14 protein-coding genes are annotated in these 15,499 nt (G+C 74.9%); 13 read left to right on the top strand and 1 reads right to left on the bottom strand.

Annotated elements, in window-relative coordinates:
* The first annotated feature begins 280 nt into the window (after positions 1–280).
* The 11 genes from FHX74_RS02940 (at position 281) to FHX74_RS02885 (ending at position 12,427) form a co-directional block, all read left to right on the top strand.
* Positions 281–1,468: an SIS domain-containing protein gene (locus FHX74_RS02940; protein WP_182558559.1), complete on the top strand. Its 1,188-nt coding sequence runs from the start codon at positions 281–283 to the stop codon at positions 1,466–1,468.
* The gene (locus FHX74_RS02935) at positions 1,461–2,396 is read left to right on the top strand and encodes a carbohydrate kinase family protein (RefSeq protein WP_182558558.1); all 936 of its coding nucleotides are present in this window, start codon (positions 1,461–1,463) and stop codon (positions 2,394–2,396) included. Before FHX74_RS02940 ends, FHX74_RS02935 begins: the two co-directional genes overlap by 8 nt.
* Positions 2,393–3,148 carry an aspartate/glutamate racemase family protein gene (locus tag FHX74_RS02930; protein ID WP_182558557.1) on the top strand — a complete coding sequence of 252 codons (756 nt, stop codon included), beginning with the start codon at positions 2,393–2,395 and terminating at the stop codon, positions 3,146–3,148. Before FHX74_RS02935 ends, FHX74_RS02930 begins: the two co-directional genes overlap by 4 nt.
* A gap of 1 nt (position 3,149) precedes the next feature.
* A complete protein-coding gene (locus tag FHX74_RS02925) occupies positions 3,150–4,676 on the top strand; it encodes an amidohydrolase family protein (RefSeq protein WP_182558556.1) in 1,527 nt (508 codons plus the stop codon).
* The gene (locus tag FHX74_RS02920; RefSeq protein WP_182558555.1) at positions 4,673–5,614 is read left to right on the top strand and encodes a polysaccharide deacetylase family protein; all 942 of its coding nucleotides are present in this window, start codon (positions 4,673–4,675) and stop codon (positions 5,612–5,614) included. Before FHX74_RS02925 ends, FHX74_RS02920 begins: the two co-directional genes overlap by 4 nt.
* Positions 5,611–7,338 carry an ATP-binding cassette domain-containing protein gene (locus FHX74_RS19785; RefSeq protein ID WP_220483397.1) on the top strand — a complete coding sequence of 576 codons (1,728 nt, stop codon included), beginning with the start codon at positions 5,611–5,613 and terminating at the stop codon, positions 7,336–7,338. The genes FHX74_RS02920 and FHX74_RS19785 overlap by 4 nt, the downstream gene beginning before the upstream one ends.
* The gene (locus tag FHX74_RS02905) at positions 7,338–8,198 is read left to right on the top strand and encodes an ABC transporter permease (protein WP_182558554.1); all 861 of its coding nucleotides are present in this window, start codon (positions 7,338–7,340) and stop codon (positions 8,196–8,198) included. Before FHX74_RS19785 ends, FHX74_RS02905 begins: the two co-directional genes overlap by 1 nt.
* 7 nt (positions 8,199–8,205) lie before the next feature.
* The gene (locus FHX74_RS02900; RefSeq protein WP_182558553.1) at positions 8,206–9,276 is read left to right on the top strand and encodes an ABC transporter permease; all 1,071 of its coding nucleotides are present in this window, start codon (positions 8,206–8,208) and stop codon (positions 9,274–9,276) included.
* Between the two features lie 49 nt (positions 9,277–9,325).
* Complete coding sequence (locus tag FHX74_RS02895; RefSeq protein WP_182558552.1) at positions 9,326–10,951, top strand: ABC transporter substrate-binding protein; 1,626 nt, start codon at positions 9,326–9,328, stop codon at positions 10,949–10,951.
* Between the two features lie 88 nt (positions 10,952–11,039).
* Positions 11,040–11,738 carry a GntR family transcriptional regulator gene (locus tag FHX74_RS02890; RefSeq protein WP_182558551.1) on the top strand — a complete coding sequence of 233 codons (699 nt, stop codon included), beginning with the start codon at positions 11,040–11,042 and terminating at the stop codon, positions 11,736–11,738.
* Between the two features lie 329 nt (positions 11,739–12,067).
* On the top strand, positions 12,068–12,427 hold the full coding sequence (locus FHX74_RS02885) for a hypothetical protein (protein ID WP_182558550.1): 360 nt from the start codon (positions 12,068–12,070) through the stop codon (positions 12,425–12,427).
* Positions 12,428–12,462: 35 nt separating this feature from the next.
* Here the strand turns inward: FHX74_RS02885 and FHX74_RS02880 are convergent, their stop codons facing one another.
* Positions 12,463–12,873 carry a TIGR03618 family F420-dependent PPOX class oxidoreductase gene (locus FHX74_RS02880; protein WP_182558549.1) on the bottom strand — a complete coding sequence of 137 codons (411 nt, stop codon included), beginning with the start codon at positions 12,871–12,873 and terminating at the stop codon, positions 12,463–12,465.
* Positions 12,874–12,948: 75 nt separating this feature from the next.
* On the opposite strand from FHX74_RS02880, the gene FHX74_RS02875 reads away from it, so the two are divergent.
* Together FHX74_RS02875 and FHX74_RS02870 are read left to right on the top strand one after the other, a co-directional pair.
* Positions 12,949–13,998, top strand: a complete 1,050-nt coding sequence (locus tag FHX74_RS02875; protein WP_182558548.1) for an LLM class flavin-dependent oxidoreductase — start codon at positions 12,949–12,951, stop codon at positions 13,996–13,998.
* Between the two features lie 241 nt (positions 13,999–14,239).
* The gene (locus FHX74_RS02870) at positions 14,240–15,460 is read left to right on the top strand and encodes an FAD-binding domain-containing protein (protein ID WP_182558945.1); all 1,221 of its coding nucleotides are present in this window, start codon (positions 14,240–14,242) and stop codon (positions 15,458–15,460) included.
* The last annotated feature ends 39 nt before the right edge of the window (positions 15,461–15,499 follow it).

The following is a 15,499-nucleotide window of genomic DNA, read 5'->3' as shown; positions in this document are numbered from 1 at the left end:
CCCTCGCACGGTCGCACCCCTCCCCGGTCGCAGCGCCCCCATCCCGCCGCACCTGTGCGCCCCGCCGGTCGAGGTTGCGCCCGGTAGACCGGGCGCAACGGTCACCGCCGAGGCGCAAAGGTGCGAGAAGGGGCCGTGGGCGGGGACCGGCGTCACCAGATCGCAACACTTCCCGCCTGTCGCCGTAACGGCATTCTGTATACCGTTTGGCTCGCCCGAGAGGACGGTCGCCGGAGCAGCCGGCGGACGACGAGCGGGCGGGACGCGATCGGGGGATCACATGCCGGGCTACCTGACGCCGCTGCTCGACCCGGTGGCCGGGGTGCTCGACGAGCGGCAGCGCGCGCTGGTCACCGGTCTGGCCGAGGCCGAGCGCGCGTTCATCCTCGGGCTCGGGTCGGATGACCCGCTCGACCCGAAGCGCCGCGCTCGGGTGGACGCGACCGGACCCGAACTGGTCGGCCAACCCCAGGCCATCAGGGAAACGCTGTCCGTCAACGACGCGGCCCTGACCGCGGTGGCCGACCGCCTGCGGCAGGCGAGCCGGGTGCTGATGGCCGGGGCCGGCGACTCGCTCGCGGTGATGACCGGCGCCCGACTGGCCCTCGAGACCATGCTCGGCGTCCCCTGCGAACCGGTGCAGAGCCACGAGCTCGCCTACTACCAGGCCGGCCTGCTGGGCCCGCGAGACGCGGTGCTGGCGCTCTCCAGCTCGGGTGAGACCACCCGGACGGTCGAGGCGCTGCTGGTCGCGCAGAACGCGGGAGCGTATACCGTCGCCCTCACCAACACCCCCAGCTCGACGCTCGAGCGGGAGGCGGCGACCACCCTGCACATCCGGGCCACCCGCAAGGGCTGGCCGACCCAGTCCTCCAGCGCGGCGCTGGCGCTGCTGCTCGAGCTGGCCGTCCGCGCCGGCACCGCACGGGACGCCGCCGGGGCCGACGCGCTGCGGGTCGCGCTCGACGGGTTGCCCGAGCTGATGGGCCGGGTGATCACCGACCTCGACGCCCCGCTCGCGGCGATCGCCCGGGCCGAGCTCGACGCGCCGACGGTGCTGTTCACCGGCGCCGGGCCCTGCCTGGCCGCCGCGGTGGTCGGGGCGGCCAAGGTCAAGGAGTGCACGCCGCTGCGGGCGGTGGAGGTCCAGCTCGAGGAGTACCACCACTACAACTCCCAGAAGGCCGGCGAGCCGCTGGTGATGCTGGTGCCCACCGGCCCGTCGGTCCCGCGCGCCGTCGAGACCGGCACCGACGCGCACCGCTGGGGCGGTCGGCTCTACGTGGTCACCACCGAGGGCGAACGGGCCTTCGACGCCCTCGCCCCCGAGGGCGTGCTCGAACTGCCGCCGGTGCCCGAACCGTTGGCGGGACTGCTCTTCCTGGTGCCGGCCCAGCTGCTCGGCTACCACCTGGGACAGGCCGGCTTCGCGGCCGCCGAGGCGGCCCGGGACGGTGCCCGTGCCTGACCGCACCCGACGTCCGGACGCCCCGCGGCTGGTCTGCGTGGGCAACCTGACGGTCGACGAGGCGGTGGACGCCGCCGGCGTCGGGGTCACCTCGGTCGGCGGTGACGCGCTGTACGCCGCGCTCGCCGCGCGGTTGGCCGGCGGACGTCCGCGGGTGCTGGCACCGCTCGGCGCCGCGGACGACGACCTCGCCGCGCTGCACGACGCGCTCCGGACCTCCGGCACCGACCCGGACCGGCTCCCGCGCCGCGCCGCCCCGCTGGTGCGCAACGTCGTCCGCTACGACGCCGCCGGGCAGCGGACCTGGACGCTGGTGCACGGCGAGGAGCACTTCGCCGCGCTCTCCCCCACCCCCGACGAGCTCGCCGCGGTCGCCGCCGACGCCGACGGCGTGCTGCTGTCCGGCATGGCCCTCGACCCGCAGCTCGCGCTGGCCGCCGCCGCGCCGACGCTGACCGACGCCCCGGTCTACTTCGACCCGCAGGAGGACTACCTGGCCGGGCACGAGCCCGAGCTCCGGGACGCGGTCGCCCGGTGCGACGTGTTCCTGCCCAGCGAGGTCGAGGCGGTCGCGCTGGCCGGCACCAACGACCTCCGCGCGGCCGTCCGGAGCTTCCTCGCCCTCGGCCCGGGGGTGGTGGTGGTCAAGCGGGCGGGCGCCGGCTGCCTGGTCGCCACCACCGACCGTCCCGACCCGGTGAGCGTGGCCGCCGAGCCGGTCGAGGCCGTCGACGCCACCGGCGCCGGTGACGCCTTCTGCGGCGCCTTCGCGGTCGCGCACCTGCGCACCGGCGACCCGCTGGCCGCCGCCCGCACCGCGGTCCGGGTCGCCGCCACCGCGGTCCGGGGGGCCGGGGTCACCCCGCTGCTCGAGGCGGTCCGCGCGCTCGGGTCGGACCGGCCGCTGACCACCGGGAGCCGGCGATGACCGGCGTCGGGGCGACCCGGCGGATCACCGTGGTCAACCCCAACACCAGCGACGCGCTGACCGCGACGATCACCGCCGCCGCCCGGGCCGTCGCGCCGGTCGGCACCACCCTGGTCGGGGTGCACCCGGACGCCGGGGTGCCCAGCGTGGAGAGCCACGCCGAGGAGGCGGTCGCCGCGGTGGGGGTGCTCCAGGTGGTCCGCGACCACGACGCCGACACCGACGCGTTCGTGGTCGCCTGCTTCGGCGACACCGGCGTGGCCGCCGCCCGCGAGCTGGCCACCGGCCCGGTGGTGGGGATGACCGAGGCCGCGCTGCAGACCGCCTGCCTGGTCGCGCACCGGTTCGCGGTGATCACCCTGCCGCCCCGGACGATCGCGCACACCGACCGGGTGGTCGCCGCCCTCGGGCTCGCCCACCGCTGCACGGTGGCCGCGGTCGACGTCGCCGTCCTCGACCTCGAGGACGGCGCGGCCGCCGAGCTGGCCGCGTTCACCCGCGAGGGCCGCCGGCTGGTCGCCGACGGCGCCGAGGCGATCGTGCTCGGCTGCGCCGGGCTGGCCGAGCTGGTCGAGCCGCTCGGGCGGGCCCTGGGCGTCCCGGTGATCGACGGCGTCGCCGCCGCGGTGGGCCTGGCCGCGGGGCTGCTCGCCCAGGGGCTGACCACCTCGACCGCGGGCACCTACGCGCGGATCGCCCACCCCGGTCCGGTCCTCACCACCACCACCACCGCCACCGCAGGGGAGCACTGAGATGGGCGTGCTGTTCCGCGACGTCCTCCGCTGGGACCGCGAGGCCCCGGACGGCTGGACCGGCCCGGTCGACGTCCGGGTCGCGGGGCCGACCATCGCCGCCGTCGGCCGGCCGGGCGAACGGCTGCAGGCCGCCCCCGGCGACCGGGTGGTGGAGGCCGCCGGCCGCCGGCTGCTGGTGCCGGGGCTGGTCAACGCCCACTTCCACTCGCCGGCCAACCACCTCAAGGCGTCGGTGCCGAGCCTGCCGCTCGAGCTGTTCATGCTGTTCGAGTCGCCGGCCGACCCGGCGCTCACCCCGAGCCCGCGCGAGGCCTACCTGCGCACCCTGATCGGTGCGGTGGAGATGCTGCAGAACGGGGTCACCAGCGTCCAGGACGACGCCTTCCTGATGCCCGGACCCGACCCGGAGATCATCGACGCGGTCGCCCAGGCCTACCTGGACGCCGGGCAACGGGCCACCCTCGCCCTCGACCAACCCGAGCTCACCGAGGCCGAGAAGCTCCCGTTCGTCGCCCGGCTCCGCGCCGACCTCGGCCCGCGCGCCGGGCTGCTCGACCAGCCGGCCCCGGTGCCGGCGCCGCAGCTGCTCGAGGCCTACGACCACCTGATCACCCGCTGGCACCGGGCCGGCGACGACCGGCTGCGTGCCGCGGTGTCGGTGTCGGCCCCGCAACGGGTCAGCCCCGACTACTTCGCCGCGCTCGACGACCTGGCCACCACCCACGGGCTGCCGCTGTTCGCGCACCTGCTGGAGACCAAGCCGCAGCGGACCCTGATCACCGAGCAGCCGCGGTTCGGCGGCCGGTCGCTGGTCGGCTGGACCCACCACCTCGGACTGCTCAGGCCGCACACCAACGTCATCCACGCGGTCTGGGTCGACGAGAACGACCTCGCGCTGATCGCCGACGCGGGCGCGACGATCGCGCACAACCCGGTCAGCAACCTCCGGCTGGGCAGCGGCGTGATGCCCTGGCGCGCCGTGCACCGGGCCGGCGTCCCGGTCGCACTCGGCACCGACGAGGCGATCTGCGACGACGCGGTCAACCTGTGGCCGGTGGTCAAGACCGCCGGCCTGGTGCACAACATCACCGGCGCCGACCCCGGGGACTGGCCGACCCCCGCGGAGATCCTCGACGCGGTCTGGACCGGGGGCGCCCGGGCCCAGCGCCGGGCCGGCGAGCTGGGGGCGGTCGAGCCCGGGATGCTCGCCGATCTCGCCCTGCTCGACCTCGACCGGGTGGCCTTCACCCCCTTCAACGACCTGCGGGAGCAGCTGGTGCACTGCGAGGACGGACGCGACGTCGTGCTGACCATGGTCGGCGGGCAGGTGGTGGCCGAACACGGCCGGGTCACCACCGTCGACCAGGACGCGGTGCTGGCCGAGGCGCGCGAGCTGTTCGCCCGCCGTCGGGCGACCGTGCAGCAGGCCCGGCGCGACGCCGAGGAGCTGGTGCCGGCCTACCGGCGGATGGTGGCCTCCGCGGCCGCGACCGACGTCGGCTTCACCCGGTGGGTGGGACGGTGACCGCGCGCTGGGGCTACAGCCCGATCGGCGGCCGGCCGGCCGGGCGCTGGCCCGACGGCAGCCGGCTGGCCGTGACCGTCTGCGTCGGCGTCGAGTCCTACCGGTTCGACGACGGGCTGACCGAGGACGTCCTGCCCGGAGTGCCGGCCCCCGACCTGGTCAACCGGGCCTGGCGCGACTACGGCAACCGGGTCGGCGCGTTCCGGCTGTTCGCCCGGCTGGCCGCGCTCGGCGTCCGCCCGGCGGTGCTGCTCAACACCGACGTCTACGACGAGGCACCCGAGGTGGTCGCGGCCGCGCGCGCCGCCGGGGCCGAGATCGTCGGGCACGGCCGGAGCAACTCCGACACCCTGGCCGGCCGGTCACGCGGCGACGAGCGCTCCTACCTGGCCTCGGTCCGCGACCGGATCGCCGCCGCCGAGGGCACCCCGCCCGGCGGCTGGTCGAGCCCGTGGCTGACCCACACCCCGCAGACCGTCGACCTGCTGGCCGAGACCGGCTATCGCTATCTGCTCGACCTGCGGCTCGACGACCAGCCGGTCTGGCTGCGGACCGGCTCGGACCCGCTGCTGGCCATCCCCTACGCCGCCGAGCTCAACGACTCGAGCACGATGATCGGCCGGCAGGCCGGGCCGGTCGAGTTCGCCCGGATGATCGAGGACGAGGGCGCCGAGCTGCTGGCCGAGGCGGCCGAGCGGCCGCTGGTGATGAGCGTGGTGCTGCACTCCTTCATCACCGGCGTCCCGTTCCGGCTCCGCCCGGTGGCCGAGGCGCTGGGCCGGGTGCTGGCCCTGCCCGGCGTCCGCGCGACCACCCCCGCCGACATCCACGCCGCGGTGCTGGCCGACCCGACGCTGGCCGCCGGCGATCCCCGGGACACCGCGACGCCGTCCCGACCGGTGGCCGCCGCCACCCCGACCGAAGGCGCCCGCCCGTGAGCACCGGAGCCGCCCCGACCGCGTCGGCCGGCCCGGCCGAGCCGGTGGCACGGGTCGAGAACTTCTCGCTGTCGCTGGTCCGGCACGGCGTCCGCCGCGAGGTGCTGCACGGGGTCGACCTGTCCGTCGCGCCCGGCGAGATCCTCGGGCTGGTCGGCGAGTCCGGCTCGGGCAAGAGCGTGCTGGCCCTCAGCCTGCTCGGACTGCTCCCGGACGCCTCGCGGCCCGAGGCCGAGGGCCGGGTCAGCGTCACCGGCGTCGACATGCTCCGCGCCGACGAGCGCGACCGCCGCCCGGTCCGGCGCACCGCGCTCGGGGCGGTCTTCCAGGACCCGATGACCTCGCTCAACCCGACCATGCGGATCGGCCGCCAACTCCGCGAGGTGACCGGCGCCGACGACACCTCCGTGGGGCTGCTCGACCGGGTCGGGGTCCGCGACGCCGCGCTGCGGCTGTCGGTCTATCCGCACGAGCTCTCCGGCGGCCTGCGCCAGCGGGTGATGGCGGCGATGGCGGTGGCCCGTCGCCCGCGACTGATCGTGGCCGACGAACCCACCACCGCGCTCGACGTCACCGTCCAGGCGCAGCTGCTCACCCTGCTCCGCGAGCTCCGCGACGACTTCGGCTGCTCGGTGCTGATGATCACCCACGACCTCGGGGTCGCCGACCAGATCGCCGACCGGCTGGCCGTGCTCTACCGCGGCGACCTGGTCGAGCTCGGCCCGGCCCGCGAGGTGGTCCGGCACCCCCGGCACGCCTACACCCGGGCCCTGCTCGGCGCCCGGCTCTCGCTGACCGGCGAGCGCGACCCGCGGTTCGCCCGGACGGTCACCGTGGCCGACGAACCGGACGGGACCGGTGGCCCGGTCGGCGGCGGTGCCGGTGGCCCGGTCGGCGGCGGTGCCGGCGAGATGGCCGGCGACACGACCGGCGAACCGCGTCCGGCCCGCTCCCCCGCGGTCACCATCAGCGGGCTGCGGCGCGAGTTCCGGGTCCGCCGGGCCGGGGTGATCACCGCGCTCGACGGGGTCGACCTGACCGTCGACCGGGGCGCCGCGCTGGCCATCGTCGGCGAGTCCGGGTCGGGCAAGTCGACGCTGCTGCGGATCGTCGCCGGGCTGGAGACGGCGACCGCGGGCAGCGTCCGGATCGCCGAGTCGACCAGCGGCCACGGCGCCCAGATGGTCTTCCAGGACGCGGGCTCGTCGCTGACGCCGTGGCTGAGCGTCGGCGAGATGCTGGGCGAGCGGCTGCGGGCCGAGCGGCTCGACCGGGCCGCCTCCCGGCGCCGGGTGGTCGAGACCCTGGCCCTGGTCGGGCTGGACCCCGACGTGGTCGGCGCCCGTCCGGCGGAGCTGTCCGGCGGGCAGCGGCAACGGGTCGCGCTGGCCCGGGCCACCATCGTCCCGCCCGCGGTGCTGCTCTGCGACGAGCCGACCAGCGCGCTCGACGCGTCGCTGGCCCGCAGCGTCCTCGGACTGATCCGCGACATCCGCGCCGAGCTCGGCACCACGGTGCTGTTCGTCACCCACGACCTCGCGGTGGCCCGGCTGATGGGCGACCGGATCGCGGTGATGCGCGCCGGGCGGGTGGTCGAGCTCGGTGAGGCCGAGGCGCTGCTCGCCGACCCGCAGGACCCGTACACCCGGCAGCTGCTCGACGCGGTGCCGACCATCGCCGAGCTCGACGAGCGCCCGGCCCCGCTCGAGGGAGGGACCGCCTGATGTCCGTCGCCTACGCGCCGCGGGCGCGGATCCGTCCCGGCTCGATCGGCGGGGTCGCGCTCGGCCGCCCGGTCTCCTGGCTGCTGGTGGCGCTGCTGGTGCTGGTCACCGTGGTCGCGCTGGCGGCGCCGCTGCTCGCACCGTTCGACCCGGTGCAGCCGGTCGGCGGCCTCAACCTGCCGCCGCTCAGCCCGGGCCACCTGCTCGGCACCGACCAGATCGGGCGCGACCTGCTCTCCCGGACGCTGCTGGGCATCCGGGTCAGCTGGTTCAGCGCGCTGGCCGTGGTGGCCAGCGGCCTGCTGGTCGGCGGGGTGATCGGGCTGGTCGCCGGCGCCGCCGGCGGCTGGGTCGACACGGTGCTGATGCGGATCACCGACCTCTTCCTGGCCCTGCCCGGCGCGCTGGTGGCGATCGCCGTCGTCGCCGCGCTGGGCCCCGGGCTGCTGCACACCCTGATCGGGGTGTCGATCTTCTGGTGGCCCTACTACGCCCGGATCATCCGCGGCGAGACCAAGGCCCTGGCCGCCCGGCCGCACCTCGAGGCGGCCCGGCTGGCCGGGGCCGGCCGGATCCGGCTGGTCACCCGGCACCTGCTCCCCGGCGTGGTGCCCACCGCGGTGGTCTCGGCCAGCCTCGACGTCGGCAACGTGGTGCTGCTGCTCGCCGGGCTGTCGTTCCTCGGGCTCGGCCAGGCCGCCCCCGCCCCCGAGCTCGGCGCCGACACGGCCCGGGCGCTCAGCCAGCTGCTCCGGCAGTGGTGGGTGCCCGGCGTGCCGGGGATCGCCGTGCTCGTGCTCAGCCTCGTCGCCAACCTCGGCGGCGACGGCATCCGCAACCTGTTGCCGGCCCGGCGGTGAGGACCCGATGACCCAGCTCCAGACCCGGCTCACCGGGCTCGCCGGCGGCACCCGGCCGGCCACCCGGACCCTCGGCGTCCACCCGACCGTGCGCTTCCTGCTCCGTCGGCTCGGCGCGGCGGTGCTGCTGCTGTTCGTGCTGTCGCTGGTGGTCTTCACCCTGTCGACCATCGCGCCCGGCGACCCGGCCCGCGCCTACGTCGGTGCCAACGCCTCGAACGCCGCGGTCGCCGAGGCCCGGGCCCGGCTCGGGCTCGACGACCCGTTCCTGGTCCGCTACGCCCGGTTCGTCGGCCACGCGCTGACCGGCGACCTGGGCCGCTCGCTGCGGACCCGGCACCCGGTGACCGCCGACCTGGCCGCCTTCCTGCCCGCCACCGTCGAGCTGGTGCTCACCGCGTTCGTGCTGGCGCTGGTCCTCGGCGCCCTGTTCGCGGTGTCCGGGGCGCTGCGCTGGCCGGGCGGCGCCGTCGGTCGCGGCGTGCTGCTGCTGCTCGCCACCGCCCCGCCGTTCCTGCTCGCCATCGTCGGCGTGGTGGTGTTCTTCGGCAGCCTCGGCTGGCTCCCGGCCGGGGGCGTCGGCGACTTCGAGGACCCCGGCCCGTTCGGGATGCAGGCGCTGGACAGCCTGCTGCACGGCCAGGCCGACGCCTGGGCGGACGCGATCTGGCACCTGGCGCTGCCGTCGGTGGTGCTGGCGGTGGCCCCGGCGGTCGCGGTCGGCCGGGTGCTGCGCGCCTCGCTCGACACCGTGCTGGGGATGGACCACGTCCGCACCGCCCGCTCCAAGGGGCTGACCGAACGCCGGGTGCTGGTCGGCCACGTGGTCCGCAACGCGATCGGCCCGGCGTTGTCGATGGCCGGGCTCCAGCTCGGCTTCATGTTCGCCGGCGTGGTGGTGGTCGAGCAGGTCTTCAGCTGGCCGGGCATCGGCAACTACCTGGCCGCCTCGATCCCGGTGGCCGACTTCCCGGCCATCGCCGGGGTCACCCTCGTGCTCGGCGCCGTCTACGTGATCACCAACACCGTGGTCGACCTGCTCCAGGCGCTGGCCGACCCCCGGGTCAGCGCCACCTGATCCCGACCGTCCCGTTCCCACTGATCCGTTCCGACATCCAGGAGCACCCATGTCCCACACCCACCACCCGACCCGGGCCGGCGCCGTCGCCCGCCGGCTGGTCGCGGTCGGCGTCACCGTCGCGCTGACCGGTCTGGCCGCCTGCAGCTCGGGCACCCGCACCGCCTCGTCCGGCGGGGACGCCTCGGCCCCGACCGACGGCGTGCTGACCGTCGGGCTGCTCGGCGACATCGGCCAGCCGCCGGACCCCGACATCTACTACGCCAACAACGGCACCGCGATCATGATCAACGCCTACGAGGGGCTGGTGCAGTACGCGAACGACACCGACCAGGTGAAGATCGCGCCGCGGCTGGCCACCTCCTGGGAGGTCAACCCGGCCAAGACCGTCTACACCTTCCACCTGCGGCAGGGCGTCAAGTTCCACGACGGCACCGACTTCACCTCGGCCGCGGTGGAGGTGGCGTTCAAGCGGCGGATCGCCGTCAAGGGCGGCGCCGCGTACATGGTGGAGGGCGTGAAGAGCGTGGCCACCCCGGACGCGCAGACCGCGGTGATCACGCTGAAGCAGCCGAACTCGGCCTTCCTCAGCTATCTGGCCTCGCCGTTCGGACCGAAGATGGAGTCGCCCACCGGGCTGGAGAAGAACGCCGGGTCCGACGACGCGCAGACCTACCTGGCCACCCACGACCTCGGCACCGGCCCCTACCAGCTGACCGCCGCGGTCACCGGGCAGAAGTACGAGCTGACGCAGTTCCCCGGCTACTGGGGCCCCAAGTCGCCGTTCACCAAGATCGAGCTCCCGGTCTACACCGACGAGTCGGCCCTGGAGCTGGCCTTCGACAAGGGCAACGTCGACACCATCGTGGCCGCGCTGCCGTCGTCCAGCCTGGACAAGTACGCCGACGCCGCCGGGGTGAAGAACTACTTCCTGCCCACCCTGCAGGGGGCGCTGGTCACGGTGAACCCGAGCCACGCGTTCTTCTCGACCGCAGCCGCCCGGGTGGCGTTCCTGTCCTCGCTCGACCAGCAGAAGCTGGTCGACCAGGTGCTCGGCAAGCGCAGCGAGGTGGCCACCACCATGTACGCCAAGGGGATGATCCCCGACGGGCAGGACAAGCAGCAGATCAGCTACGACCCGAAGGCGCTGTCCAGCTACGTCGACGGGCTGTCGGCCTCGGCCAAGGCGGCCAAGCTGACCATCGGCTACGCCAACGGCAACGCCAACGCCCAGCAGATGGCCAACCTGGTGGTGGCCAACCTGCAGACCCTCAAGCTGAACGCGTCCGCGCAGGGCTACGACACCTCGACGGTGTTCGGCTGGATCAACGACCCGAGCAAGGGCCCGGACGCCTTCATCGACGGCAACAACGGGCCCGACGGCGGGGACCCGTACATGTGGGGCCACGTCTTCTGGGACGCCTCCGGCGGGATCAACTACTTCGGCTGCCAGTCGAAGGAAGTCAACAGCCTGCTCGACCAGTCCGTGCGCACCGGCGACACCGCCGGCTACGTCAGGGCCGGCGAGCTCTACGGCAAGACCGGGTGCTTCCTCAACCTGTCCTACAACAAGGACTGGGTGGTGGCGAAGAGCTGGCTGACCAACGTGCCGCAGGCCCAGAACCTCGGGGCCAACGAGCTGAACTTCTCACTGCTGGGCTTGGCGAGATCGTGATCACCGGCAGGATGACGGGCATGATCGGACTCGTGCAGAGAACCATGATCAGCGTCAGGACCACGGGTCCGGTCCGGACCGCCGGCGGATGACCGACGTCCACACCGCGGATCGTGCCGGGACCGAGCGGACGGGCGGCGAGCACGGCCAGTCGCTGTCCGCCCTGGTCTACGGCACGATCCGCGAGCGGATCATCCTCGGTTACTACGCCCAGGGCAGCCGGTTGCCCGAGCAGCGGATCGGCGAGGAACTGCAGGTCTCCCGGGTGCCGCTGCGCGAGGCGGTGCCGCTGCTCGAGCGCGACGGCTTCGTCTCGACCAACCCGCGGCGTAGCGCGGTGGTCTCGACCTGGACCCGCAAGGCGGTCGACGACCTCTTCGACGTACGGCTCTGCCTCGAGGTCGGCGCGGCCCGGCACGCCGCCCGGCAGGTCGCCCTCGGTGCGCCGCTCGGCCCCCTCGACGCTGCCCTCGACGACGCCCACCACACCGTCGAGGAGCGGGACGCCTACGCGATCGCCCGGGCCAGCACCGCCTACCACGAAGCGGTGGTGGCGACCGCGGCCAACGAGCTGATGTTCAAGATGATGCGGACGATCTCGGGACGGATGACCTGGCTGTTCCACCTGACCAGCGGGCTGTCGGCGGACGACGCCTACCACGACCACGTCAGCCTGCGCGACGCGATCGCCTCGGGCAACGAGCGGGTGGCCGAGTCGGTGGCCTACGCCCACATCGAACGCGACCGCGGGCCGACCTTCGAGTCCCTCGGCGACGCCCTCGATTGACCCGTCCTCCCCACCACCTCCGCTCCAGCTCAGCCCGCCACCTCCCCCGCCCGCACCACCTCCCCGGCACCTTTGCGCCCCGCCGGTGATGGTTGCGCCCGGTCTACCGGGCGCAACCGTGACCGGCGGGGCGCAAAGGTGCGGGAGAGGCGGGCGCAGACGCGAAGACGTGAGGACGGGGCTGAGAAGCCGCTCAGTCCGACAGCAGGGGCCGGGAATCCGATCCCGGCCCGGGGAGCGAATCAGGCTGCGGAGATCGGGCGCGTCCGAGTCGGAGTCCCGCACCCCACACCAGCTGGCCCGGCCGGCGAACGACGAGAGGACGATCCGTGGACGCAGAGTTCAGCAGGGACCACCAGGCACAGCAGGAGCTCCGGGCGCGCGCCGACCTCATCACCGCCCAGCAGCAGATCATCGTCGACCTGCTGGAGGAGATGCACGACCGGCCGCCGCCGGCGATCGAGCAGGCTCTGCGCGATCGCCTGACGGAGAGCGGGCTCCCGGACGCTCCGCGGGCCTGGATCAGCGCCGTCGCGAGCGAGATCGCCGACGACCGCCTCTACGTGGTCGCACCGGGCTCCGTCAGCGGTGGGGCCTTCAGCAACGCGGCGGCCGACCGTGCCCGTGAGCGCCTCGAACGTCGCGCCGATCCCAGCGTCAACCCGGTCGAGCACACGCCCAAGCTCTGACTCGCCGGGTCGGCCCTGGACGGCCGTCGGGGGATTCAGTCATCGCGGAGCGCGCCCCAGGCGTGCCAACGGTCGAGCTCCACCCGGGCGATCACCCGTGGACGCTCGCGGTCGGCGTACGGGTGGCCGGTGTAGTGGGTCGAGATCCGGTCCGCCCCGGCGAGCTCGACGTCGTCGTCGATCGAGACCACCCGGCCCTGGACGCTGACCTGGGTGTACCAGCTGTCCTCGTCGAGCGCGGTCAGCGAGACCCGCGGGTCGCGGCGCATGTGGTCGAGCCGGGCCCGCTCGGCGTCGAGGCTGAGCAGCACCGTCCCGTCGTCGTCGAGCAGGTACCAGGTGGCCACGGTCACCGGCCGCCCGTCCTTGGCCAGGGTGGCCATCACGGCGGGGTTGGGGCGGCGGAGCATCGCGGTGATCTTCTCGGGCAGCGGTGTGGTGGGCACGGGGGCAGGCTAGGCCCCTCCTCACTAGGCTCGCGGCGAGGGCTGCCAGGCCGGCCCGGGAAGAGGTGAGCTGCCGTGCCCGACCGGTCCACACCGCTGCGCAGGCTGGGGTTCCTGACCATCGGCCTGTTCGACCCCGCCGATCCGGGGCCCGGTCACGAGTCGACGCTAGCCCTGATCGAGCTCGGCGAGCGGCTCGGGTTCGACAGCGCCTGGCTGCGCCACCGCCACCTCCAGCACGGCATCAGCTCGCCGGTCGCCGTGCTCGCCGCCGCCAGCCAGCGGACCCGCCGGATCGAGCTCGGCACCGCGGTGACGCCGCTCGGGTGGGAGAACCCGCTGCGACTGGCCGAGGACCTCGCCACCGTCGACGTCCTCTCCGGCGGCCGGCTCAACCCGGGCGTCAGCGTCGGCCCGCCGATGCGCTGGGACGACGTCCGGGCCGCGCTCTATCCCGACACCGCCGAGGCCGAGGACTTCAGCTACGCACGCGTGCTGCGGCTGCTGCGGCTGCTCCGCGGCGAGCCCGCCAGCACGTTCTCCGGCACGGTCGGGATCGAGGAGTTCTCCGACCACGTCCAGCCGCACGCACCGGGGCTGGCCGCGCGGCTCTGGTACGGCGCAGCCAGCCGCCGGTCGGCGACCTGGGCGGGCGAGCAGGGCCTCAACCTGCTGACCAGCAGCGTGGTCAGGGCCGAGGGCGACGCCGACGGTGAACAGCCCGACCGGTGGGACTTCGCGGCGCTCCAGCGCGCCCAGATCGACGCGTTCCGGGCCGCGCACCCGGCCGGGCCGGACGCCCGCGTCTCGCAGGGTCTGGTGGTGATCCCCACCGACTCCGCCAGCGCCGCCCAGCGCGAGAAGTACGCCGCCTACGCCGCCGGCCGGCTGCCCCGGACCGCGACCCCGCAGGGCCCGGGACGGCTGCTGTTCGCCCCCGACCTGGTCGGCACCGCAGCGGAGATCGCCGAGCAGCTGTGGGGGCACGCGGGGTTTCAGGCGGTCGACGAGGTCGCGTTCGCGTTGCCGTTCACCTTCGCGCCCGACGACTACGTCCAGATCCTCACCGACATCGCGACCCGGCTGGGTCCGGCGCTCGGGTGGTCCCCCGCCGCGTCAGGGTGAGCGGACGACCGACCAGCGCGGGTCGGACCGCGTGGCGGGTGCGGGCCCGCCACCGGGATGACGCCGGGGCGCACTGTTGGACCACCGAACGTCATCCGGGCGCCAGGGCTCCCGCTGAGCCCGACACCCACCACTCCTTCGGTGCGGGCGCGGGATCCAGACGCACCCAGCCCTGACGCACCCAGCCCGGACGCACCCAGCCCGGACGCACCCAGCCCTGACGCACACTGGGCGGGTGACCATGCTCCCCGCCCCGCCGACCGATCGCGCGCACCTGATCGGGTGGGTGGCCGAACACCTCGGTGACCTGACCCTCGAGGGGCCGGACGGGATCGCGGCCGGCGGCTTCCGCGGCGGGCAGTCGGCCGCCGACGCGGCGCTGGCCACGCTCGACATCACCGGCTACGCCAAGCGGCGCAGCACCGTGCTGCCGGTCTCGGCTCGCGGAGCGAGCCGGATGTCGCCCTATCTGCGGCACGGCCTGCTGCAGCTCCCCGAGGTCTGGGACGCGGTCGCCGACGCCCCCGCACAAGACCGCCGCCGCTATCGCGACGAGCTGCTCTGGGCCGAGTACGCCCGGCACCTCTACGCCCGCACCGGATGCGACCTCGGGGTCGCGCTGCGCCGCGAGCAGCCGCGGCCGCCCTCCTGGGACGGCGAGCCCTGGCCGGAGTCGATGGCCTGCATGGCCGCGGTCACCGAGGAGCTCGAGACCGACGGCTGGGTGGTCAACCAGACCCGGATGTGGCTCGCCTCGCAGTGGGCGGTGCGCGCCGGTGCCGACTGGCGGGAGGGCGAGCAGCGGATGTTCGCCCACCTGCTCGACGGCTCGCGCGCGGCCAACCGACTGGGCTGGCAGTGGACCGTGGGCACCGGCAGCGGCAAGCCGTACGGGTTCAGCCGCTGGCAGGTGCAGAAGCGCGCCCCGCAGCTCTGCCGCCGCTGCCCGCTCCGGGACGCCTGTCCGATCGAGAACTGGCCGAACGCCGAGGCCGGCCCCGCGGTCGACGGTCCTGACCTCGGCCGCGGGCCGATCCCCGCCGGCCCGGCCGCGGTCGAGGGCAGCGGTGGCGAGCGGGTGTGGCTGACCGCCGAATCGCTCGGCACCGGCGACCCGGCGCTCGCCGCCGACCCGGACCGTCCCGCCGTGTTCGTCTTCGACGAGCCGCTGCTGCGCCGGCTGCGGCTGTCGGGCAAGCGGCTGGTCTTCCTGGCCGAGACGCTGGCCGAGCTCGCCACCCTGCGCCCGCTCGAGGTCCGCCGCGGCCGGCCGGTCGACGAGCTCGCCGGCGTCCCGCTCGCCGCCACCTGGACCCCGGTGCCCGGCTGGCAGCGGATCGCCCCGCGGCTCGACGTCGTCGAGACCCACCCCTGGCCGTGGCTGCGGCGGCCGCGCGAGGCCCCGGTCCGCTCGTTCAGCGCCTGGCGGAACGCGGTCGACCGGGGAGCACGGACGTCCTGACCGGGGTCCGGCGCCGGCGCCGGGGCGTCCGTACGATCG

The sequence above is a fragment of the Microlunatus kandeliicorticis genome (assembly GCF_014137855.1).
Taxonomy (GTDB): domain Bacteria; phylum Actinomycetota; class Actinomycetes; order Propionibacteriales; family Propionibacteriaceae; genus Microlunatus; species Microlunatus kandeliicorticis.
Note: the sequence above shows the minus strand (reverse complement) of the source record. Positions and strands in the feature narration are given on the sequence as shown.

Excerpts from the sequence above, each read along its gene's own strand:
- FHX74_RS02940 (WP_182558559.1), top strand. The coding sequence starts at position 281 with ATGCCGGGCTACCTGACGCCGCTGCTCGACCCGGTGGCCGGGGTGCTC.
- FHX74_RS02930 (WP_182558557.1), top strand. The coding sequence starts at position 2,393 with ATGACCGGCGTCGGGGCGACCCGGCGGATCACCGTGGTCAACCCCAAC.
- FHX74_RS02925 (WP_182558556.1), top strand. The coding sequence starts at position 3,150 with ATGGGCGTGCTGTTCCGCGACGTCCTCCGCTGGGACCGCGAGGCCCCG.
- FHX74_RS02905 (WP_182558554.1), top strand. The coding sequence starts at position 7,338 with ATGTCCGTCGCCTACGCGCCGCGGGCGCGGATCCGTCCCGGCTCGATC.
- FHX74_RS02900 (WP_182558553.1), top strand. The coding sequence starts at position 8,206 with ATGACCCAGCTCCAGACCCGGCTCACCGGGCTCGCCGGCGGCACCCGG.
- FHX74_RS02895 (WP_182558552.1), top strand. The coding sequence starts at position 9,326 with ATGTCCCACACCCACCACCCGACCCGGGCCGGCGCCGTCGCCCGCCGG.
- FHX74_RS02890 (WP_182558551.1), top strand. The coding sequence starts at position 11,040 with ATGACCGACGTCCACACCGCGGATCGTGCCGGGACCGAGCGGACGGGC.
- FHX74_RS02870 (WP_182558945.1), top strand. The coding sequence starts at position 14,240 with ATGCTCCCCGCCCCGCCGACCGATCGCGCGCACCTGATCGGGTGGGTG.